General features: G+C 68.6%; 19 protein-coding genes. 5 read left to right on the top strand and 14 right to left on the bottom strand.

Annotated elements, in window-relative coordinates; genetic code table 11:
* Positions 1-47: 47 nt before the first annotated feature.
* Genes AAF430_21265 through AAF430_21245 form a run of 5 tightly spaced genes read right to left on the bottom strand, consistent with a single transcriptional unit; the run spans position 48 to position 5156 of the window.
* On the bottom strand, positions 48-1169 hold the full coding sequence (locus AAF430_21265; protein MEM7412776.1) for a nitronate monooxygenase: 1122 nt from the start codon (positions 1167-1169) through the stop codon (positions 48-50).
* 28 nt (positions 1170-1197) lie between these two features.
* Positions 1198-2277, bottom strand: a complete 1080-nt coding sequence (locus AAF430_21260) for an acyl-CoA dehydrogenase family protein (protein ID MEM7412775.1) — start codon at positions 2275-2277, stop codon at positions 1198-1200.
* Between the two features lie 8 nt (positions 2278-2285).
* Positions 2286-3482: an acyl-CoA dehydrogenase family protein gene (locus AAF430_21255; protein MEM7412774.1), complete on the bottom strand. Its 1197-nt coding sequence runs from the start codon at positions 3480-3482 to the stop codon at positions 2286-2288.
* A 56-nt stretch (positions 3483-3538) separates the two neighbouring features.
* Positions 3539-4333, bottom strand: coding sequence for a TIGR03084 family metal-binding protein (locus AAF430_21250; GenBank protein MEM7412773.1), 795 nt, complete (start codon positions 4331-4333; stop codon positions 3539-3541).
* A 46-nt stretch (positions 4334-4379) separates the two neighbouring features.
* Entirely contained in the window at positions 4380-5156 is a 777-nt protein-coding gene (locus AAF430_21245) for an enoyl-CoA hydratase-related protein (protein MEM7412772.1), read from the bottom strand.
* A 138-nt stretch (positions 5157-5294) separates the two neighbouring features.
* Between AAF430_21245 and AAF430_21240 the strand changes: the two genes are divergently transcribed.
* The 5 genes from AAF430_21240 to AAF430_21220 are packed head-to-tail and all read left to right on the top strand — an operon-like array spanning position 5295 to position 12803.
* Positions 5295-6953 carry a carboxyl transferase domain-containing protein gene (locus AAF430_21240; protein ID MEM7412771.1) on the top strand — a complete coding sequence of 553 codons (1659 nt, stop codon included), beginning with the start codon at positions 5295-5297 and terminating at the stop codon, positions 6951-6953.
* Positions 6950-8893 carry a biotin carboxylase N-terminal domain-containing protein gene (locus tag AAF430_21235; GenBank protein MEM7412770.1) on the top strand — a complete coding sequence of 648 codons (1944 nt, stop codon included), beginning with the start codon at positions 6950-6952 and terminating at the stop codon, positions 8891-8893. The genes AAF430_21240 and AAF430_21235 overlap by 4 nt, the downstream gene beginning before the upstream one ends.
* Positions 8890-10644 carry an acyclic terpene utilization AtuA family protein gene (locus tag AAF430_21230; protein ID MEM7412769.1) on the top strand — a complete coding sequence of 585 codons (1755 nt, stop codon included), beginning with the start codon at positions 8890-8892 and terminating at the stop codon, positions 10642-10644. Before AAF430_21235 ends, AAF430_21230 begins: the two co-directional genes overlap by 4 nt.
* The gene (locus tag AAF430_21225; protein MEM7412768.1) at positions 10641-11291 is read left to right on the top strand and encodes a TetR/AcrR family transcriptional regulator; all 651 of its coding nucleotides are present in this window, start codon (positions 10641-10643) and stop codon (positions 11289-11291) included. The genes AAF430_21230 and AAF430_21225 overlap by 4 nt, the downstream gene beginning before the upstream one ends.
* Positions 11292-11309: 18 nt before the next feature.
* On the top strand, positions 11310-12803 hold the full coding sequence (locus AAF430_21220; protein MEM7412767.1) for a patatin-like phospholipase family protein: 1494 nt from the start codon (positions 11310-11312) through the stop codon (positions 12801-12803).
* A 9-nt stretch (positions 12804-12812) separates the two neighbouring features.
* On the opposite strand, the gene AAF430_21215 is transcribed toward AAF430_21220, so the two are convergent.
* From AAF430_21215 to AAF430_21175, 9 genes are all read right to left on the bottom strand, one after another.
* Complete coding sequence (locus tag AAF430_21215; protein MEM7412766.1) at positions 12813-13343, bottom strand: HEAT repeat domain-containing protein; 531 nt, start codon at positions 13341-13343, stop codon at positions 12813-12815.
* Between the two features lie 223 nt (positions 13344-13566).
* Positions 13567-13746 carry a DUF539 domain-containing protein gene (locus AAF430_21210; protein ID MEM7412765.1) on the bottom strand — a complete coding sequence of 60 codons (180 nt, stop codon included), beginning with the start codon at positions 13744-13746 and terminating at the stop codon, positions 13567-13569.
* Positions 13743-14885, bottom strand: coding sequence for an FAD:protein FMN transferase (locus AAF430_21205; GenBank protein MEM7412764.1), 1143 nt, complete (start codon positions 14883-14885; stop codon positions 13743-13745). The genes AAF430_21210 and AAF430_21205 overlap by 4 nt, the downstream gene beginning before the upstream one ends.
* 43 nt (positions 14886-14928) lie before the next feature.
* Positions 14929-16152: an NADH:ubiquinone reductase (Na(+)-transporting) subunit F gene (gene nqrF / locus AAF430_21200; protein ID MEM7412763.1), complete on the bottom strand. Its 1224-nt coding sequence runs from the start codon at positions 16150-16152 to the stop codon at positions 14929-14931.
* 46 nt (positions 16153-16198) lie between these two features.
* Positions 16199-16810 carry an NADH:ubiquinone reductase (Na(+)-transporting) subunit E gene (nqrE, locus tag AAF430_21195; protein MEM7412762.1) on the bottom strand — a complete coding sequence of 204 codons (612 nt, stop codon included), beginning with the start codon at positions 16808-16810 and terminating at the stop codon, positions 16199-16201.
* A complete protein-coding gene (locus AAF430_21190; GenBank protein ID MEM7412761.1) occupies positions 16764-17435 on the bottom strand; it encodes an NADH:ubiquinone reductase (Na(+)-transporting) subunit D in 672 nt (223 codons plus the stop codon). The genes nqrE and AAF430_21190 overlap by 47 nt, the downstream gene beginning before the upstream one ends.
* Entirely contained in the window at positions 17435-18214 is a 780-nt protein-coding gene (locus AAF430_21185) for a Na(+)-translocating NADH-quinone reductase subunit C (protein MEM7412760.1), read from the bottom strand. Before AAF430_21185 ends, AAF430_21190 begins: the two co-directional genes overlap by 1 nt.
* On the bottom strand, positions 18204-19421 hold the full coding sequence (locus tag AAF430_21180; protein MEM7412759.1) for an NADH:ubiquinone reductase (Na(+)-transporting) subunit B: 1218 nt from the start codon (positions 19419-19421) through the stop codon (positions 18204-18206). The genes AAF430_21185 and AAF430_21180 overlap by 11 nt, the downstream gene beginning before the upstream one ends.
* Positions 19421-20785: a Na(+)-translocating NADH-quinone reductase subunit A gene (locus tag AAF430_21175; protein MEM7412758.1), complete on the bottom strand. Its 1365-nt coding sequence runs from the start codon at positions 20783-20785 to the stop codon at positions 19421-19423. The genes AAF430_21180 and AAF430_21175 overlap by 1 nt, the downstream gene beginning before the upstream one ends.
* Positions 20786-21142: the final 357 nt, after the last annotated feature.

Here is a 21142-nt window from a genome sequence, read left to right as displayed (position 1 = left end):
AGAAACTCAAGGGCTCTTGAGCATCACGCCCTGCCCCGGGCGCCTTCTCACTCCTCGCCTTCGGCCCAGGAATCCAGGCGCTCCATCGTGTCGGCGTACTCCTGGACCAGGCCTTCCACGACGCTGCGAACCGACTGCACCTGGTTCATCGAGCCCACGATCTGCCCGACGAAGTAGTTGGAGAGCTCGGCGGCGCCGGGCGACTTGTGCGCCGTCCGCTGGATCCGGGCCTGGGCCTCGCGCACCAGCCGGGGCTGGAGCGGCATGGGGAGCGGATCCGGGTTCGCCGGGTCCTCCCAGGCCTCGGTCCAGGCACTGCGCAGCTGGCGGGCGGGCTTTCCCGTGAGCGAGCGGCTGCGCACCGTGTCGCGCGAGGTCGCCTGCAGGAACTTCTCCTTCACCACCGGGTGGGTTTCCGCCTCTTCGGTGGTGAGCCAGAGCGATCCGGTCCAGACCCCCTGCGCTCCCAACGCGAGCGAAGCCGTCACCTGGCGGCCGTTGCCGATGCCGCCCGCCGCGAGCACCGGTACCGGCGCCACGGCATCCACGACCTCGGGCACCAGCACCATGGTCGAGATGTCCCCCGTGTGGCCGCCGGCCTCCCCGCCCTGCGCGACCACGATGTCGACGCCGGCTTCGACGTGACGACGTGCGTGGTCGACGGTGCCGGCCAACGCCGCGACGAGCACGCCCTTCTCCCGACCCTTCTCGATCATCCAGGTCGGCGGCGGCCCGAGCGCGCTGGCGATCAACGAGATGCGGTGCTCGAAGAGCAGCTCGATCACATCGCGCTGCTTCTCGTAGCCCACCGCGAACTCTTCGCCGAGCTTCGCGTCCCCGGCCAGGGGCGGGACCTCGTGCTTCGCCAGCAGGTCGTCGAGGAACTGCTTGTGGGTGTCGGGGATCTGGGCGTCGAGCTCTTCGCTGCTGTAGCTCTTCCCGCTCCCGACGAACTTGGTGGGAAGCAGGAGGTCCACGCCGTAGGGCTTGTCGCCGACCTCGTTCTCGATCCACTCGAGCTCGGCGCGCAGGCCCTTCGCCGAGTGCCCGGCCACACCCAGGACACCCATGCCGCCGGCCTTCGAGACGGCGGCCGCGACGTCGCGACAATGGGTGAACGCAAAGATTGGGAACTCGAGGCCGAGATCCTTCGCCAGTTTCGTCTGCATGGGAGGCCTCCGCGGGACGGGGATGGGTTCAGGCCAGGCCCTGGAGGGCCGCCGCGCGCTCGCGCAGCTGCTCCGGGCCACCGAGCAGGTGGCGCGCCACGGCGATCCGCTTGAACCAGAAGTGGAGGTTCTGCTCGTCGGTCCAGCCGATGCCGCCGTGTACCTGGGTGGCGGTGCTCGCGATCTCGCGGCCGATCTCGGCCACGTGGGCGAGCGCGTGACACGCCATCAGCGGCGCTTCGTCGGGAAGCGCGTCGAAGCTGTGGGCGGCGTACCAGACCAGCGACCGCGCCGGCTCGAGCTCACCGATCATCTCGGCGCACAGGTGCTTCACGGCCTGGAAGGAGCCGATCACGCGGTTGAACTGCTTGCGCTGTCCGGCGTACTCGACGGCCTGAGCGAGCATCGACTCGGCCGCGCCCAGACTGTCGGCGGCGAGGGCAATGCGCCCGGCCTCGAAGGTCCGCGTCAGGGCGTCGCCCGCGTCCTCGAAGACCGCCTCGGGCGTGACGCCCTCGAACACGAGCTCGGAGGTGGAACGGGTGGCGTCGAGGGTGGCGAGACGGGTCGCCGTGAGACCCGGGGCGTCGGCGCCCACCACCGCGAAGCGATCGGCATCGATGCCGACCAGCACGAGATCCGTGTCGACGGCGTCGAGCGCCATCAGCGACTTGCCGCGGAGCTTGCCGCCCTCCAGCTGAACGCCCGCGTCCTCGCGCACCGAGAAGAGCTCGGTGAGCGCGACGCCCATCACGCTGCGCGCCGCCGCGATCTCGGTGAGCCAGCCCTCGGCCGCAGCGCCACCGACACTGCGCAGGGCCACCGGCGCCATCACGGCCGAGGCCAGGAAGGGAGCGGGCGTCGCGGCGAACCCCAGGGCCTGCGCGACGAGCGCCGCATCGAGCAGCCCCAGACCGCTGCCGCCCTGGGCCTCGGGGACGAGGATGCCCGTCATCCCGAGCTCGCCAAGGGACGACCAGATCTCGCGATCGCAGGCCGTGTCCTTCTCGCGCAACTCGCGCACGCGCGTGATCGGCACCTGGTCGGCGAGGAAGCCGCGGATGGTTTCGTCGAGGAGTCGCTGGTCGTCGGAGAGTCCGAAATCCATGCCGCCCCCTAGGCCTGCGCCGGCTTCGGCTCGCGCGGAAGCCCGAGGCCGCGTTCGGCGATGATGTTCTTCTGGATCTGGGCGGTGCCGCCGCCGATGATCAGCCCCAGCGAGAAGATCGAATGGGCGTGCCAGTAGCCCTTTTCGCGTTCGTACTTCGCGTGGTCGTAGAGGCTGCCGAGTTCGCCCATCACGTCGATCGCGAGCGACGCGATGTCGAAGTTGAGCTGGCAGTTCTGGAGTTTCGTCACCAGCCCCGCGACGCCCGGCGACTCCTTCTTGAGGCTGTGGGTGAGGATGCGCATGCCGTGGTGCTTCATCGAAAGCACGCGCGCCTGAAGACGCATCAGGCGGTCGCGGTAGACCGGGCTCGCCATCGCCGGCACCCCGTTCACGGTTTCGCGTTCCATCAGACGCGTGAGTCGCAAGAGCGTCGCCTCGGAGTTCGAGTTGAGGCTGTTGCGCTCGTGCTTGAGCGTGGTGTTCGCGATCTTCCAGCCCTCGCCGCGCTTCCCCACCACGTTGGCCTGAGGGATCCGCACGTCGCGGAAGCACACCTGATTGAAGCTGTTCTCGCCGATGCTCCCCGACATGGTCTGGAGCGGCTGGACCTCGATGCCCGGCGTGTCCATCGGAACGAGGACGTACGAGATGCCCGCGTGCTTCGCGGCATCGGGCTCGGTGCGCACGAGCAGGAAGCACATCTGCGACATGTCCGCGCTGCTGGTCCAGATCTTCTGGCCATTGATCAGGAAGTCCTCGCCGTCCTCGACGGCCGCCGTCTGCAGACTCGCGAGATCGCTGCCCGAGCCGGGCTCGGAATAACCTTGGCACCAGATCACTTCGGCGCGCATCGTCGGCCCGATCCAGCGCTCGCGCTGTTCCTCGCTGCCGTGCTCGAGCAGGGTCGGGACGAGCATCGAGGGCCCCTGGGCGTTGAAGCCCCGGTGCACCCCCGCCCGGTTGAACTCCTCGTCCATGATCACGGTCTCGAGGAGATCGGGCTCGGCGCCATGACCGCCGTACGCCTTCGGAAGCGTGCGCGCCCAGTAGCCATGCTCGATCAGGAGCGAGAGCCAGCGCGAGCGCTCCTCGACCGAGACCTCGATCAGCGACTCCTTCGGCTTGGCGCCCCGATGGGCCTCGAGAAACGCACGGACTTCCTGGCGGAACTCCTCGTATTTCGGACCGAAAGCGAGATCCATCGTACTCCTCCGGCCGCCCTGGGGCGGCGTGGCCTGGGGCGGCGGGAGCCGCCGCGCTAGATCGTGCGGGTCCCGGGTGCCGGCGGATCCGCTGCACCCCCGGCGAAGCACTGGGCGATCGCCATCCAGGCGTTGGCCACCGGACCCACGACTTCGAGTGGCGTATCCGCGATGTTTCGAACCTGCGTGACCACCCTCGCGAAATCGACGGCCGACCCGCGTACGATTTCCGTCTCGCTCGGTTCCTGCCACTCCCAGACCCCGCCGGACGGAGCGGTGAGGCGCACATAGGGGGGCGGCCCGGGCGGCTGCTCGCCGCGGTTCATGAAGGTCCAGCCGAAGGTGCGGACGCCGATCTCGCAGATGTGCTTGATCCGGTCGCTGTGGCTCCGCTCGCGGCCCTTCAGGTCCCACAGCTCCTGACCGTGGGCCCAGGTCTCCATCAGGCGTGCGGTCGTGAACATCTGCACGCCCATGTCGGGCCCGAACCACGGCAGGCGTCGCTTCGGGTCCGAGTTGCCGAGCTGCTCGGCCATCGCGCGGTTGCGCTCGCGCCAGCGCGTGGTGAGTTCCTTCGGCGAAAGGTCGCCGAGCTTCCGTTTGGCGATCTCGGCGCTCCCCAACCCCTCCTGGAGCAGGCCGATGAACTCCTTCTGGAGTTCGCCGAAGGGCTCGCGCCCCTCGAGTGCCACCAACGACACCTCGTCGAAGAAATGGAGGTGTGCGATCACGTCCCAGGGTGTCCAGTTCATGAACGTGGTGGGACGCTCCCAGTCTTCGGGCTCGAGGGTCTCCACCAGGGCGTGGAGGTCGTCGACCTCGGCGAGCAAGTCCACGCTGATCTGCAGCATCCCAGGCCTCCTGTGTCCTTCCGGCGGCGGTTGCCCTGAAGCGACGCTACTCCGCCCATTTCGGCGGGCGCTTCTGCAGAAACGCCTTCATGCCCTCTGCGGCTTCCGTCCCGGCGAAGAGCTCTGCCGAGTGCTTCGCAGTCCAGGCGAACGCCTGCTTCTGCTCCATCAGCGGCACCTCGTTGACGAGCCGCTTCGCGAACTCCAACGCGTTCGGGCCGCCCTTGCGCAGATCGTCGAGCACCTCGTCCACCGCGGCGTCGAGCGCGTCGGCCGGTACCGCCCGGGCGATCAGGCCGAGCTCGGCAGCGCGGCTGGCCGGAAACCGGTTCCCGCGCAGGAACGCCTCCATCGCCTCGCCGGGGCGCATCTTCGGAAGGCACACCACCGAGATGATCGCCGGCGCGACCCCGAGGCGGACCTCGGTGAAACCGAACTTCACGTTCTCGGCGGCGATCGCGATATCGAGCGCGGCCGCCAGTCCATTGCCGCCGCCCATGACGTGGCCGGCGATCTTGCCAATCACCGGAGTCGGCGAGACCTGGATCTCTCCCAACAGCTCGACGAAGCCGCCCATGCCGCCCGCCCCTGCCGCGGGCTTCTTTCCCGACTCGGCCGAGCGCTCCTTCAGGTTCGCGCCGGCGCAGAAAGTGGAACCGATGTTGGTGATCACGAAGGCCCGGACCGCGGGGTCGGCATTCGCAGCGGCGAGGGCCTCCCGCAGGGCGGACACGAGGGCGCCGCCGAGAGCGTTGCGGTTCTCCTCGTCCGCGAGGGTGGCGGTCATCACGCCCGCGGCGGTTTCGACGCGTACCGGATCCATCTCGCCTCCAGGCCCGCCCCCGTCGCTCGCCGAAGCACGAGCACGCTGCGGTAATTCTGATTGCATACGGTTACCAGTCATGGTACCCCGTTGTCAACGCGCTCCGACGTTGGAGTACGCGAGTTCACGGGGACGCTCATGCAACCCAGTCTGGCTCCGCGCCTGCGCTCGAATCTGAACACGCGCACGCCGGAATTCGAAGAGAACCAGCAGGTGATGCTCGAACGGCTGGCCGAGATCGACCAGCTCCTCGACGAGGCCGAGGCCGGCGGCGGCCCCGACCACCACGCGCGCCTGGCGAAACGCGGCAAGCTGCCCGTGCGGGAGCGCGTCGCCCTCGCCCTCGATCCGGATACGCCCTTCCTCGAGATCAGTGGCCTCGCCGGCTACAACTCGAGCTACACGGTCGGCGGCGGCTGCATCCTCGGGATCGGCATCATCGCCGGCGTCGAGTGCGTGATCTTCGCCAACGACCCGACCGTGCTGGGCGGTGCGCTCACACCCTACGTCGGCAAGAAGTGGATGCGCGCCCTGGAGATCGCCCGCGACAACGGCATCCCCTATGTGAGCTTCGTGGAGTCGGCGGGCGCCGACCTGCGCATGCAGCCGAAGAAGAAGGGCGAACAGGGCGACACGACGCCTGGCGGCGCGCGCATCGAGCACTTCGCCGAGACCGGCCGCTTCTTCTACGAGATGATCGAGCTCTCGAAGCTCCGGATCCCCACTGTGTGCGTCGTCTTCGGATCCTCGACGGCCGGCGGCGCCTACCAGCCCGGCATGTCCGACTACAACATCGTCATCAAGGAACAGTCGAAGATCTTCCTGGCGGGTCCACCGCTGGTGAAGATGGCCACCGGCGAGGACTCGGACGACGAGACGCTGGGCGGCGCCCGCATGCACGCCGAGATCTCGGGTCTGGGCGAGTACTTCGCCGAAGACGAGCACGACGCCCTGCGCCTGTGCCGCGAGGTGATGTCCCACCTGAACTGGGAGAAGGCGATGCCCGATCCCGAGCCCGACTTCGAGGAGCCGACCCTCGACCCCGAGGAGCTCACGGGCCTCGTCTCCCCGGACCTCCGGCGCCCCGTCGAGATCCGGGACGTGATCGGCCGCATCGTCGACGGTTCGCGCTTCGAGGAGTTCAAGCCGCGCTACGGCACGACCCTCGTCTGCGGCTGGGCGCGGATCCAGGGCTACCCGGTGGGGATCCTCGGGAACAACGGCGTCCTGAATCCGGAGGCGGCCGAGAAAGCCGCTCACTTCATCCAGCTGAACAACCAGATCGACGTGCCCTTGATCTTCCTGCAGAACCTCACCGGGTTCGTGGTCGGCAAGGACTCCGAACACGCGGGGATCATCAAGAAGGGCTCCCAGATGATCAACGCGGTCACCAACTCGACGGTCCCCCACCTCACGGTGATCGTCGGCGCGTCGTACGGCGCGGGCACCTACGCGATGTCCGGTCGCGCCTTCAACAACCGCTTCACCTTCATCTGGCCCAGCGCGAAGATCGCGGTGATGGGCGGGAAGCAGATCGCGGGCGTGATGTCGATCGTGCGTCGCGGACAGGCGGCGCGGAAGGGCCTGCCCTTCGACGAAGCAGCCGACGCCGAGATCCGCGCGGGCGTCGAGGAACGCCAGGAAGCGGGATCGATCGCGCTCGAGGCCACGGGCGCGATCAGTGACGACGGCATCATCGACCCGCGCGACACCCGTACCGTACTGAGCCTCTGCCTGTCCGTCGTTCGCAACCGCCCGATCGAGGGCGCCCCGGGTTACGGAGTGTTCCGGCTGTGAGCTTCCACACTTTGCTGATCGCCAACCGCGGCGAGATCGCGCGGCGCGTGATCCGCAGCGCCCACGAGATGGGCCTGCGCTGCGTCGCCGTCTACACGGACGCCGATGCCGACGCCCCCCACGTGCGCGAGGCCGACGAAGCGGTGCGCCTCTCCGAGGGCTACCTCGATGCGAAGGCCATTCTCGCCGCCGCCCAGGCCACCGGAGCCGGCGCGATCCACCCGGGCTACGGCTTCCTCTCGGAGAACGCCACCTTTGCCGGGGACGTCGCGGCCGCCGGGATCGCCTGGGTCGGCCCCTCGCCCGAAGCGATCGAGCGCATGGGCGACAAAATCGCCGCGAAGGCCCTCGCCGAGGAGGCTGGGGTCCCCACCCTGCCGGGCTCGGAAGACCCGGGTGCCGCGGCCCAGGTCGGGTTCCCGCTGCTCGTGAAGGCCGCCGCCGGCGGCGGCGGCAAGGGCATGCGCATCGTCGAGCGCGCCGAGGACCTGGAAGAGGCCGTCGCCTCGGCGAAGCGCGAGGCCGCCAGTGGGTTCGGCGACGACCGCGTCTTCCTCGAGCGCTACGTCGGTCGGGCCCGGCATATCGAGATCCAGATCCTCGGCGACCTCCACGGCGGGGTCGTCCACCTCGGCGAGCGCGAGTGCTCGATCCAGCGTCGCCACCAGAAGATCCTCGAGGAGTCGCCCTCCCCCCGCGTCGACGCCGCGCTGCGGGCGAAGATGGGCGACGCGGCCCTCTCCCTCGCCCGCGCGCTCGGTTATGCGTCCGCGGGCACCGTCGAGTTCCTGGTCGACGATGCCACTGGCGAGTTCTTCTTCCTGGAAGTGAACACGCGGCTCCAGGTCGAACACCCGGTCACCGAGTGCGTCACCGGCTTCGACCTCGTCCGCGAGCAGCTGCGCATCGCCCAGGGTGAAGCCCTCGGCTACGGCCAGGACGACGTCACGTTCGAAGGGGCGGCCATCGAGGCCCGGCTCTACGCCGAGGATCCGGCGAACGACTTCCTGCCGGCGATCGGAACGCTCTCGGCCTTCGAACCAGCCGAGACGCCCGAGGTGCGCTGGGACAGCGGCGTCGAAGCCGGCACGGTGGTCGGCACGGATTTCGACCCGATGCTCGCGAAGGTGATCGCCAGCGGTCCCACCCGCCGGGAAGCCGCCGGACGCCTCGCGCTCGCCCTGGAACGGCTGCATCTGGGCGGCGTCACCACGAACCGCGACTTCCTGGTGACCACGCTGCGCACCCCCGAGTTCCTCGACGGCGACACCACCACCGACTTCATCGAGCGCGTCGCCCCGGCGCGGACCCTGCCCCTGGCCGGTGACGAACTCGAACGTGCCGCGCGCGCCGCCGCGCTCTGGATCCAGGGGGACAACCGGGCGAACGCCCAGGTGTGGCGCGCCACCCGTTCGGGCTGGCGCAACGGGCGCATGCCCGCCGAGACCGTCAGCTTGACGCGCGGCGAAGAGTGTCTCGAGGTCGGCTACCGAACGGTGCGGGACGGCAGCTTCCGCTTCACCGACGGCACGCCCGCCCGCGTACACGCCTGGACACCCGAGAGCGTCGACGCGGAGATCGGCGAGCGGCGCTCCCGCTATCGGGTGACCCGCGCCGACGACCAGCTCTTCGTCGACAGCCCGCGCGGCACCCTCCAGTTCACGATCGAGCCCCGCTTCACCGTGCCCGGCTCCGACGGGCCCCAGGGCGGCTTCGTCGCCAGCATGCCCGGCAAGGTGATCGCCCTGCGCGTCGCCGCGGGCGATCGCGTCGAACCCGGCCAGACCGTGGCCGTCCTCGAAGCGATGAAGATGGAGCACCCGATGAGCGCCACCGAAGCGGGCACCGTCACCGAGGTCTTCGTCCGCGAGGGCGACCAGGTCGAGGCGGGCGCCGTGCTGCTGGTGGTCGAAGCCGACAACGAAGGAGGTGAGGCATGACCGATCCGATCCGTATCGCGAACTGCTCCGGGTTCTTCGGCGACCGGCTCAGCGCGGCGAAGGAGATGGTCGAGGGGGGTCCGATCGACGTGCTCACCGGCGACTGGCTCGCCGAGCTCACCATGCTGATCCTGGCGCGCACGCGCATGAAGCGCCCGAACGGGGGCTACGCCCGCACCTTCGTCGCCCAGATGGAGCAGGTGATGGGCACCTGCCTCGATCGCGGCATCAAGGTCGTGACCAACGCCGGTGGCCTCGACCCGGCGGGTTGCGCCGAAGCCGTGGCGGGCGTCGCCGACAAGCTCGGGCTCTCGCCGGTGATCGCCACGGTCGATGGCGACGACCTGCTTCCCCGGATGGACGAACTGATCGCCGGCAACCAACTCACCCACTTCGAGACCGGCGAGCCGATCAAGGATGCGTCGGCGTTCCTCACGGCCAACGCCTATCTCGGCTGCTGGGGGATCGTGGATGCCCTGGACCGCGGGGCCGACATCGTGATCACCGGCCGCTGCACCGACGCCGCCGTCGTGTGCGGCCCGGCCGCCTGGCACCACCGCTGGTCGCGCACCGACTTCGACGCGCTCGCCGGCGCCGTCGCCGCGGGCCACGTGATCGAATGCGGCACCCAGGCCACGGGCGGGAACTACTCCTTCTTCAAGGAAGTCCCGGGCATGACCCGGATCGGCTTCCCCTGGGCGGAGATCGCCGCCGACGGCTCCACCGTGTTCGGCAAGCACGACGGCACCGGCGGCGAGGTCTCGGTGGGGACCATCACGTCCCAGCTGCTCTACGAGATCGGCGGTCCCGAGTATTTCGGTCCGGACGTCACCACCCGCTTCGACACCATCGAGCTCGCCCAGAGCGGGCCCGACCGGGTCGCGATGACCGGCGTGCAGGGCGAACCGCCGCCGTCGACGCTGAAGGTCTGCATCAACCGCCCGGGCGGTTTCCGCAACGACATGAGCGTCTGCCTGACCGGTCTCGACATCGAGGAGAAGGCGAAGCTGATCGAGGACGCGTTCTGGTACGCCTGCCCCTTCGGGCCTGATGACTTCCAGCACGTGTCGACCCACCTGATGCGCAACGACAAGCCCGACCCCGAGACGAACGAGCAAGGGGTCGCGATCCTCAAGATCAGCGTGAAGGATCCGGACGAGAAGAAGGTCGGCCGGGCGTTCTCGAACTCGATCACCGAGCTCGGGCTCGCCACGATCCCGGGGTTCTTCGGCGTCGGTGGGGGGCCCAGTGCCGGGCGTCCCTTCGGCGTGTACGAGCCCGCCTGCGTGCCCGCCGATCGGGTGCCCCAGAGCGTCACGGTCGGCAACGACACCCGGGAGGTGTCGTCGGTGATCCCCGCCGCAGAGGTGCAGGTCACCCCGCCGGCCGAGCCCTCGGCCGGCGCACCCGGCGGCGCCACGCGACACGCGCCCTTCGGTCTCGTCTACGGCACGCGCTCGGGCGACAAGGGCGGCAACGCCAACCTGGGCGTCTTCGCCCGCAGCGACGCCGCCTGGGCGTGGCTCGATGCCTTCCTCACCACCGAGAAGCTCCAGGAGCTCCTCCCCGAAACGGCACCGCTCCGCGTCGATCGTCACCGCCTGCCGAACCTGCGCTCGCTCAACTTCCTGGTGCACGGCCTCCTCGAGGAAGGCGTGGCGGCGTCGACCCGACAGGACGGCCAGGCCAAGAGCCTCGGCGAGTGGCTGCGCGCGCGCGAAGTCGAGCTGCCCGAGGCGCTGCTGTCTTGAGTCCGGCTCTCGCCGCCGAGCCCAGCAAGCCCTTCGCTGGGGTCCGCGCCCCGAAGCGGCTGTTGCCCGAGGCGGCGGAGCGCAAGCTCACCGAGCGTCAGCGCGAGATCCTCGACGAGCTGGAAGCCGCGATCGTGGAGGACGGCTTCGCCGGCTTGACGATGGCCCAGCTCGCCGCGCGCATGAACTGCTCGCTGCGCACCCTCTACGGCCTGGCGCCGAGCAAGGACGCGCTGCAGCTGATGGTGATGGACCGTCGGCTGCACCGGATCGGGCGCGCCGCCATGACGGCCGTGGCTCCGGATCTCGACGCGCTCTCGGCGCTGCGCGCGTACCTCCAGGCGACCAACCTCGCCATCGGCCCCACCACCGAAACCTTCGCGCGCTCCTTCGACGCCGTGCCCGGGGCCGATCGCCTGATGAACCAGCACGGCAACTACGTGATCGCCGTGACGCGAACTCTGCTCGATCGCGCGATCGAGGCCGGTCAGATCCAACCGGTCGACACCGGCGCCCTCGCCCTGGTGCTGGGCGGTCTCGGTGGTTTCTTCGCGCGGCCCCAGGTGATTCCCTTGATCGCAGGGTCTCCGCAGCACACCGCCGACGCGATTCTCGAGATCCTGATTCGCGGCCTGGAAGCTCGGTAACGCCTACTCTCCCGGTCCGTGTCCCAATCTGCCCTGCCGGTTCCGGCCGCTCCGCCCAGCGAGCGGGAAGACGCCCTGCTCCGCCTGCAGCGGATGGAGACGAAGCTCGTCGTCGGGCTCTTCGACCACCCAGGCGTGGTAAGCCGGAAGACCGAGCACCAGCTGCGCTACGCGATCGGGCTCGCCGCCCTCGACACCTTCCAGCCCGGCGCCGCCCGCCGCGGGCGCCGCAATCAGAACCCGGACGTGCGGGTGCGTACCCCTCGTCTCGCACGCTGGCGCGAACGCCTGCCGGAAGTCCTGGCCGACACGCTGCTCCACACGACCGACAGCAAGCGTCGGGTGGAGACGGCCGCCGAGAAGCTCCAACCGCTGTTACCGCTGATGGCGCGAACCCGCGACGAGATCCTCGAGAAGTACGCGAACGACTTCTCGGCCCGGCATCTCGACCAGGAGATCGGCATCAAGACCCTGGTCAACGTGGCCGGGGGCGGGGGCGGCTCGGCCTACGTGTACATCGGCGCTTGGGAGGTGCTGCAGGCGGCTGGCCTGATCCCGGGCTACCTGATCGGCGCCTCGATGGGCGCGGTGCTCGGGTTGTTCCGGGCGCTGCGGCGCGACGGCGATCTCGACGAGTACGTCGCGCTGGCGAAAGGCCTGAAGCCCGAAGAGATCTTCCGCTTCGTCAGCCTGCGCACCCAGTACGGCCTGCCCGGCGTCATGCGACTGGTGCTCCGCGGTGGCATCGGCAGCGCCCTCTCCAACCAGAGCGGCGCTCCCCTGCGCATCCCCGATCTCGAGATCCCCTACGAGGCGGTGGTCGCCGGGCTGCGTCGCAGCGCGGTCCGCGAAGGCCTCGAGGGCTACGCGCGCTCCCACCATCTCCACGAGGACAAGCGGCCGGGGGCCCTGCAAATGCGCGCCCAGATCGCGGCCCAGCTGGTGCGCATGGTCGGCTTCTTCAACCCGCGCGCGGCCCAGGAGATCGTGATCGGGGCCGACGACCTCACCGGCGACTTCGACGCCGTCGACGCCGCAGGCTTCTCGGCCGCGATCCCCGGAATCCTCCACTACGACGTCAGCGAGGAAGACTCGCCGATGCATGCGCCCCTGACCGATCTCTTCGAGCGCGAAGAGGTGGTGGCGCTCGTCGACGGGGGCGTCGCCAACAACGTTCCGTCCCGGATCGCCTGGCGCCAGGTGCGCGCGGGCAAGATCGGCACCCGCAACGCCTTCGTGCTCGCCTTCGACTGCTTCCACCCCCAGATCGGCATGGGCCACGTCTGGCTCCAGCCGATCACCCGCCTGATCGCGCTCCAGGTCGCGCTGAACCAGCGCTATGCCCAGAAGCGCATCGAGTTCAAGCCCACGCTCTCACCGCTCAACCTGCTGCCGCGTGCCCGCGAGATCGATCGGGCGGTCGCCTGGGGACGCGCCCAGATGGCCCGCGAACTCCCCCGCATCCAGAAGTACTTCGAGCGCGTGCGGTGGGTGCCGCCCGACGAGGGCTGACCCGTCGCCCTACCCGCCTGCGGCCGCCGCCTCCCGCTGCTGGCGACAGAAGAGCAGACCGAAGCCGGCGTGCTTGTGGAGCTTCGCGTCGGTCTCGGTGTCGAGGAGCTGCTGGAAGAAGCCCTCGAGATCGGGGTGGGCGTGCTGGTGGGCGAGCATGCAGACCGCCATCCGTCGCACGCGGATGCTCTCGTCCTGCTGCACCCGCTCGATCAGGAGCGGCACGACGTCGAGCGTGGGCTCGCCCTCCTTGCAGCGATCGCAGCTGATCGAATGCACCGCGAAGAGACGCACCGCGCTCTTCGGGTCGCGCAGCAGCGGGATCAGGGCGGGCAGCGAGTCGGGATCGGCGTGGTGGTCGAACCAGATCGCGCACCAGCGCCGCACCTGCCAATGCCCGTGGCGGAGGCCCGCCCGAACCGCGTCGCGGGCGGCGGGGCCGGCCGCGTTCAAGGCGTCGAAGGCGGCTTCGCGCTCGGCGTCGTGGGCGAGTCGGGCGACCAGGGCGCGGTAGTGGATCTGCGGGTCGTTCTCGGTCATGGCTCCTCCGGCGAGCCCGGCCGAAGGTGTGGCGTCCCGGCGCTCGCTCCGTGGGACAGACCTCCGGTCTTGCAGCGCACGCGCGCTGCGCGGAGATCCGATGGAGTGAGCGCGGGGAGTTCCCGCGGATCACAGTGCAGTGCGCAGGATCCTGCGCGAAGCCGCAGACGTCAAGCGCGCGTCACAGGGGTGGCCTCGCGAGGCTCTGGCGGCTTGCCTCGGGTCAGGCCGCCTCTTGCTGCCGCCGCGCCCCGCAGGCCCGCTTCTCGCGATCGGTGCAGGGGCAGCCGGTGCCCGTTCCGCCGCAGGAGCCCTTGAGCGCCTTCCCCTGCACCATCACGCCGATCGCCATGGCGAACATCAGCCCACCGATGAAGAGCGCAGTGACCAGGATCGTCGTCATGAGTCGTCTCCGGAGCGAGGATCGGGGAGCAAGAGCGGTTCGAAGGCGGGGGTCCAGCGCGCCTCGAAGGCGCCGTCCGTGGGATGCGCATCGGCACTCCCGGGGTCGGACCCGAGCCCGGGTTCCGGGTCCTGCTCCCGCACCAGGAAGTACGCCGCCAGCCCCTCGGACTCGGCGCGAGCATAGCCGGCCTCCGGCCCGAGGACATTGAGCGCGGTGGCCCAGGCATCGGCCCAGGCCGCGCTCGGGTGCACCACGGTGACCGACGCCAACGGGTGCGCGATCGGCGATCCGGTCCGCGGGTCGATCGTGTGCGAGAAGCGGCGCCCGGCGTCGTCGGTGAAGAAGTTGCGGTAGTCGCCGGAGGTGGCCATCGCCGCATCCGACAACGCGACGATCCGGTGCACCTGGCGCCCTTCCTCGCGGGGTTCTTCGATCGCCACCCGCCAGGGGCCGCCCCCGGGACGTTCCCCGGCCCCGCGCAGCTCCCCGCCGATCTCCACCAGAAAGTTGGCGTGTCCCCGCTCGGACACGGTCTGGGCCAGGAGATCCACGGCGTAGCCCTTCGCGACCGCCGACAGATCGACCCGCACGCCCGCGCGGCGCTTCTCGACGCTGCGCTCGACGGCGTCGAGGCGCAGCCAGTGGCGTCCCACGTCGCGGCGCAGGGACGCGAGCTGTTCGGCCTCGGGCGCCGTGGCCCGGCGCGGTCTCGCACCAAACCCCCAGGCGTCCACCAGCGGCCCTACCGTGACGTCGAAGGCGCCGCCCGAACGCACCGCGACCTCCTCGGAGATGGCGAAGACCGCGAAGGCCTCGGGCGAGAACACGAAGGGCGCGTCCGCGCCGAGGAGGTTGAAACGCGAGAGCTCCGAGTCGTCGCGCCACGTCGACATCTGGGCGTCCACGCGCGCCAGTGCGTTCTCGAGCGCCGCCTGGAGCGAACGCTGGCGCTCGGGAGCCAGCTCGCCCGCGAGCTTCACGCTCCAGGTGGTGCCGAGGGCTTCGCCGCCGAGTTCGACCCGCAGCGTCGTGACCGCCACCTGGTAGCGGTGCACCGACACGACCAGCAGCACCAGCAACAAGACAGGCACGAGCCAGCGCGCCCGTCCGGACAGCAGCGGCTTCGGCTCGCTCACGTCCGCCTCGGGTGGGGGTTCGCGAAAGCGCGGACGCTTCGGCTCAGCCGAAGTCGTCGAAGGCGATGTTCTCGGGCTCGACGCCCAGGTCTTCGAGCATCTTCTGCACCGCCTCGTTCATCATCGGCGGCCCGCAGAGGTAGTACTCGCAGTCCTCGGGTGCCGGGTGGTCCTTCAGGTAGTTGTCGAGCAGCACCTGGTGGATGAACCCGGTGTGACCCTCCCAGTTGTCTTCCTCGAGGGGCTCGGAGAGCGCGAGGTGCCACTGGAAGTTGTCGTTCTCGGACTGGATCGTGTCGAAGTCCTCGACGTAGAACGCCTCGCGCAGGCTCCGTGCGCCGTACCAGAACGACACCTTGCGGTCGGTGTGGATGCGCCGGAACTGATCGAAGATATGGGAGCGCATCGGCGCCATGCCGGCGCCGCCACCCACGAAGATCATCTCGTTGTCGGTTTCCTTGGCGAAGAACTCGCCGTAGGGGCCCGAGATCGTCACTTCGTCGCCCGGCTTCAGGCCGAAGATGTAGGACGACATGATGCCCGGCGGCACGTCGGGCTGCCGCGGCGGCGGCGACGCGATGCGCACGTTGAGCATGATGATGCCCTTCTCTTCCGGGTAGTTCGCCATCGAGTAGGCGCGCTCTTCGGCGCTCGTCACCTTCGAGACGTACTTCCACTGGTCGTACTTGTCCCAGTCTTCCCGGTAGTCGTCGCCGATCTCGTATTCCTTGTAGGCGATCTCGTGGGGCGGGCACTCGATCTGGATGTAGCCGCCGGCGCGGAACGGGACGTCTTCGCCCTCGGGAAGCTCGAGGATGAGCTCCTTGATGAAGGTGGCCACGTTGTCGTTCGAGCGGACCTTGCACTTCCACTTCTTGACGTCGAGGACCTCGGGCGGGACCTCGATCTTCATGTCCTGCTTCACCTTCACCTGACAGGAGAGGCGCACGCCCTCACGGGCTTCCCCGCGGCTGATGTGGGAGAGCTCGGTGGGCAGGATGGCGCCCCCGCCCTCGCAGACCTTGACCGTACAGACGCCGCAACTGCCCTTCCCGCCGCACGCCGAGGGCAGGAAGATCTGCTGGGCCGAGAGGGTCCCGAGCAGGGTGCTGCCGGCCCGGGTCTTGATCGCCTTCTCGGGATCGCCGTTGATGTCGATGGTCACCTCGCCCGACGGGACGAGCTGGGCCTTCGCCACCATCAGCACGAGGACCAACGCCACCACCACGAAGGTGAAGCCGAGCACGCCGAAGAGAATCGTTTCCATGGTGCCATCCTGAGGGGCGCCGAGCCCCGCAAACCCTGTACCTGCTTTAGAGCTGGATTCCCGAGAACGCCATGAAGCCGACGCTCATCAGACCCACGACGATGAAGGTGATGCCCAGGCCGCGCAGGGGCTCCGGGACGTCGCTGTACTTCAGCTTCTCGCGGATCGCGGCCAGCGCGATGATCGCGAGCGCCCAACCGACGCCCGAGCCGAGCCCGAACACCGCGGCCTCGCCGAAGGTGTAGTCGCGCTCCTGCATGAAGAGCGATGCGCCGAGGATCGCGCAGTTCACCGCGATCAGCGGCAGGAACACGCCGAGCGCGTTGTAGAGCGCTGGCGCGTAGCGATCGAGGGTCATCTCCACGATCTGCACCGTCGCCGCAATCGTCCCGATCAAGGTCAGGAACGACAGGAACGAGAGATCGAGATCGGGCAGTCCCGCCCAGGCGAGCGAGCCGGGCTGCAGGAGCGCCTCGACGAGGAGCTGATTCAGAGGGGTCGTGACCGCCAACACGAAGATGACGGCGATCCCGAGGCCTACGGCTGTTTCTACCTTCTTCGAGACGGCCAGGAAGGAGCACATCCCGAGGAAGTAGGCCAAGGCCATGTTCTCAACGAATGTGGCCTTCGTGGCCAGGCTCAAGTAGTGCTCCAACATGGAACTCCTCCTCCACCTGTTCGGGTTTGTAGCTGCGGATCACCCAGATGAAGACGCCGATCAGGAAGAACGCCGCCGGGGCGAGAACCATCAAGCCATTGGGGACATACCAACCGCCTTCGGTCACGGGCTTGAGAAGCGTGTATCCGAAGAACGTGCCTGAACCGAAGATCTCGCGGAACGCCGCGACCACCAGCAGGATCAGGCCGTAGCCCAGACCGTTGCCGAGACCGTCGATCACCGAGAGGGACGGCTTGTTCTGCATGGCGAAGGCCTCGGCCCGCCCCATGATGATGCAGTTGGTGATGATCAGGCCTACGAACACCGACAGCTGCTTGCTGATGTCGTAGACGAAGGCCTTGAGCACCTGGTCCGCGATGATCACCAATGAGGCGATGATCGTCAGCTGCACGATGATGCGGATGCTCGAAGGGATCAGATTCCGGATCAGGCTGACCGAGAGATTCGAGAAGACCAGCACGAAGATGACGGCGAGCGTCATCACGAAGGCCGTCTCCATCTTCGTCGTCACGGCCAGTGCCGAGCAGATCCCGAGCACCTGCAGGGCGATCGGGTTGTTGTTGAAGAGCGGGTCGAGAAGCGCGTCCCGACTTTCGGATGCCACTAGATTCCCCTTTCGGAGCGGTACTGCTCGAGATACGACCCGTAGCCCTCCCGCCCGAGCCAGAACGACACCAGGCCGCTCACGCCGCGGCTGGTGATGGTGGCGCCCGAGAGGCCGTCCACCTGGTAGGGATCCGCTTCGACCGGGCCCGCGGCGCCCTTCTTGACCTTGAGCGCCACCTGCCACTGCTCGTCGAAGGCCTTGCGGCCCTTCCACAGCGCCTTCCAGCGCGGGTTGTCGACTTCACCGCCCAGGCCCGGCGTCTCGCCGTGCTCGTAGAAGGTGATGCCGGCGACCGTCCGGGCGTCGGACTCGAGGGCGAGGAAGCCGTAGAGAGTCGACCACAGTCCCTTCCCTTCGACCGGGAAGACGAGCGTCTTGATCTGACCATCCTCACGGAGCAGGTAGACCAGTCCCTGTTCGGGGACGCGGCGCACCTTCGCCTGGTTCGGTGGCGCCTCGCGGCTCGTGTCCGGGTCGGCCGCAGCAGCGCGCTGATCGAAGAGCGCCGGATCGACGTCCTCGACGATGCTGCCGGTCGCCAGGTTCACCACGCGGGCTTCGATGCTGTCGCGGTAGAGCGTCTGGATCTCCTCGGTCTCCAGGCTGGCGCCCGGCTCCATCAGACCGACCAACTCGAGCACCTTCTTCTGCACGTCGAGCTGAGCGTTGAGCTCCTGACGGTCCTTCAGGGACACGGCTGCCGTGGCCACGAAGATCGAACAGACCCCGCAGACGGCCGCCGCGAAGCCCACGATGTAGCGGGAACTATGCTCCACTGCGCGCGAGCCTCCGTTGCACGTTCGCGTTCTTGACGACGTGGTCGCAGAGCGGGGCGAACATGTTCATGAACAGGATCGCCAGCATCATGCCCTCGGGATACGCCGGGTTGACCACCCGGATCAGGATCACGAGCACGCCGATCCCGAGCCCGTAGACGAACTTCCCCTGCGAGGTGAAAGCCGAGGACACCGGGTCGGTAGCCATGTAGACCATCCCGAAGGCCCAGCCGCCCAGCACCATGTGCCACCAGAAAGGCACCTCGAACATCGGGTTCGTGCTCGAGCCGATGCCATTCAGCATCGAGGCCATCACGATCGTACCGAGGGTCACGCCGGTGATCGTCTGCCAGGACCCGATCCGGGTGACCAGCAGGATCCCCATGCCCAACAGGGCACCGAACGCCGAGGTCTCTCCCATCGAACCCGGGACGAAGCCCCAGAAGGCATCGGCAAAGCTCGCGTTCTCGAGGGCGCCCGGCGTCACCGCCGCCTGGGCCAGCCAGGTGGCGCCGCTGAACGAGTCGACGCTCAGGAAGTCGGCGGCGATCCAGGGCGCGTCGCCGCTCATCCACGCCGGGTAGGCGAAGAAGAGGAAGGCGCGCGCGGTGAGCGCCGGATTCAGGAAGTTGGTGCCCGTCCCGCCGAAGACCTCCTTCCCGAAGATCAGGCCGAAGGCCATGCCGAGCACGACCATCCAGAGCGGGATGGTGGGCGGCAGGGTCAGGGGCAGGAGCATGCCGGTGACGAGGAAGCCCTCGTTCACTTCGTGGCCGCGGATGATCGCGCCGCCGATCTCGACCACGGCGCCCACGATCATGCCCGCGATCCAGACCGGCAGGAAGTAGAGCGCGCCGAAGATCACGCAGAGGATCGGATAGGTGTGGTCGAAGGAGAGTCCGAGGCCCTGGTAGATCGCCATGCGCCAGTCGTCGAGCGGCGCGGCCCCCTCCGAGATGGCGAGCATCGCCTGGTAGCCCGTGTTGTACATGGCGAACACGATGCAGGGCACGAGCGCGACGACGACGGTGATCATCATGCGCTTCAGGTCGAGGCCGTCGCGAACGTGAGGGGCCGTGCGAGTGACTTCCCCCGGCGTGAACATCGCCGTGTCGTGGGCTTCCCAGAGCGGGTAGAGCTTCTCCAACGGCCCGCCCTTCGCGAAGAGCGGGTCGGCTTTGTCGTGGAGATCGCGGAGGATCTTCATCAGCCTTCTTTCTCGATCATTTCGAGGTTCTTCCGGAGCAGCGGACCGTAGTCGGTCTTTCCGGGACACACGAAGGAGCAGAGCGCGAGATCTTCTTCCTCGAGCTCGAGAGCGCCGAGCTTTTCGGCCTCTTCGATGTCGCCCACCACCAGAGACCGCAGCAGGAAGGTCGGCAGGATGTCCATGGGCATCACCTGCTCGTACATCCCGATCGGCACCATCGTCCGCGGCGAGCCGTTCGTCGTGGTGGTGAAGTCGAACTTCTTCTTCATCATCCGCGAGAGGTAGATCGGGATCGATGAGAAGGCGTTCCAACCCGGCGTGAGCCAGCCCAGGAAGACGCGTTCGCGTCCCTCGGCCAGCACGGACACCTGGTTGTGGTAGCGCCCGAGGTATCCGAACACCTCGCCCGACGCCGTCTTCCCGCTCCAGACCGAGCCTGCGATCGTGCGGACGTCCTGGCCGTTGCCCTCGTCGCCCGCCAGGTCATCGACCGAGGCGCCGAGCCGGGCCTCCACGAGGCGCGGGTCGGCGACGACCGGGCCGCCGATCGAGACCACCCGGGTCACGTCCAGTTCCCCAGTGGCGAAGAGGTGACCGATCGCGATCACGTCCTGGTAGCCGATCTGCCAGACGCACTTCTCGCGGTTCACCGGATCGAGCGTGTGGATGTGCATACCCGCGTTGCCCGCCGGGTGGGGGCCCGTGAACCGCTCGACCGTGATCTTCTCGGGAACACCCTCGTCGGCGTCGGAGTTCGGGCCGATGCACAGGTAGGTCTTGCTCGGGCTGAGCTTTGCGACGATCTCGAGTCCGCGGAGGAAATCCTCGCGGCGCTTCTCGATCACCACGTCGGGCAGCGGCGCCAGCGGATTCGTGTCGATCGCCGTCACGAAGACCGAGTGCGGCACCTCGCTGGGGTTCGGCACCTTCGCGAAGGGCCGCCGACGCAGCGCCGTCCACTGGCCCGACTCGACCAGCAGCGCCACGATCGAATCGCGACTGTCGGCGGCGTTCGGCGAGTAGGAGGAGAAACTCTCCTGCTCGGGCACCAGGGGCCAGCCCTTGCGCTCGGCTTCCGAGAGCGCGATCACGACGGACTGGAGCGCGCGCTTCGCCCCGCGGTTCACCGCGATGACACGACCGGCTCCGGGTGCGGTGTGGAGCACGCCCGGTGTCTTGCGGTCTTCGAAGAGAACCTGGCCGCGTTTGACCGTGTCGCCTTCGTTGACCCGCATCGCGGGCTTCATGCCGGGGAAGTCGTCCGCCATCACCGCCACGCGGTCGACGGACGCCGACCCGCTGATCCGCTGGATCGGAGATCCGGAGATCGGCAGGTCGAGCCCTTTTTCGATTTCGTGAATGGCCATTGGCTTCGTGGGTGGCTCGTTGCTTGGGATGTCGCAGCGCGACGCACGGACCGCTTCCGTCTCGCGCGAAACGCGAACCGTCGGCGGTCCTACCCTAGTTGTCGCTGTCGCCTTCGCCCGACGATCCGCCGGATCGCGGCCAAGGCACCGTGTGCCTCCGCGCTCGGCGCGGGTTCTGGCTTCGGCTCGCCAGTCGGGACCCCGCAGCCGATCCCCCCGGAGGCGGCCAAAGATTAGGGGGCCGGATGCGCCCTCTCAAGGTCCCGACCCCGGAAAAAGCCCAGATCCGGCGCGGATTTGGGCGTATGCCTGCTCGCCCGTGAGCGCCCCAATGGCGGCCCGCCCGGCGAC

Source organism: Myxococcota bacterium, from assembly GCA_039030075.1.
Lineage (GTDB): Bacteria > Myxococcota_A > UBA9160 > UBA9160 > SMWR01 > JAHEJV01.
Note: the sequence above shows the minus strand (reverse complement) of the source record. Positions and strands in the feature narration are given on the sequence as shown.

Excerpts from the sequence above, each read along its gene's own strand:
- nqrE (MEM7412762.1), bottom strand. The coding sequence starts at position 16,810 with ATGTTGGAGCACTACTTGAGCCTGGCCACGAAGGCCACATTCGTTGAG.
- AAF430_21265 (MEM7412776.1), bottom strand. The coding sequence starts at position 1,169 with ATGCAGACGAAACTGGCGAAGGATCTCGGCCTCGAGTTCCCAATCTTT.
- AAF430_21240 (MEM7412771.1), top strand. The coding sequence starts at position 5,295 with ATGCAACCCAGTCTGGCTCCGCGCCTGCGCTCGAATCTGAACACGCGC.
- AAF430_21210 (MEM7412765.1), bottom strand. The coding sequence starts at position 13,746 with ATGACGACGATCCTGGTCACTGCGCTCTTCATCGGTGGGCTGATGTTC.
- AAF430_21250 (MEM7412773.1), bottom strand. The coding sequence starts at position 4,333 with ATGCTGCAGATCAGCGTGGACTTGCTCGCCGAGGTCGACGACCTCCAC.
- AAF430_21255 (MEM7412774.1), bottom strand. The coding sequence starts at position 3,482 with ATGGATCTCGCTTTCGGTCCGAAATACGAGGAGTTCCGCCAGGAAGTC.
- AAF430_21245 (MEM7412772.1), bottom strand. The coding sequence starts at position 5,156 with ATGGATCCGGTACGCGTCGAAACCGCCGCGGGCGTGATGACCGCCACC.
- nqrF (MEM7412763.1), bottom strand. The coding sequence starts at position 16,152 with ATGGAAACGATTCTCTTCGGCGTGCTCGGCTTCACCTTCGTGGTGGTG.
- AAF430_21180 (MEM7412759.1), bottom strand. The coding sequence starts at position 19,421 with ATGAAGATCCTCCGCGATCTCCACGACAAAGCCGACCCGCTCTTCGCG.
- AAF430_21260 (MEM7412775.1), bottom strand. The coding sequence starts at position 2,277 with ATGGATTTCGGACTCTCCGACGACCAGCGACTCCTCGACGAAACCATC.
- AAF430_21230 (MEM7412769.1), top strand. The coding sequence starts at position 8,890 with ATGACCGATCCGATCCGTATCGCGAACTGCTCCGGGTTCTTCGGCGAC.
- AAF430_21215 (MEM7412766.1), bottom strand. The coding sequence starts at position 13,343 with ATGACCGAGAACGACCCGCAGATCCACTACCGCGCCCTGGTCGCCCGA.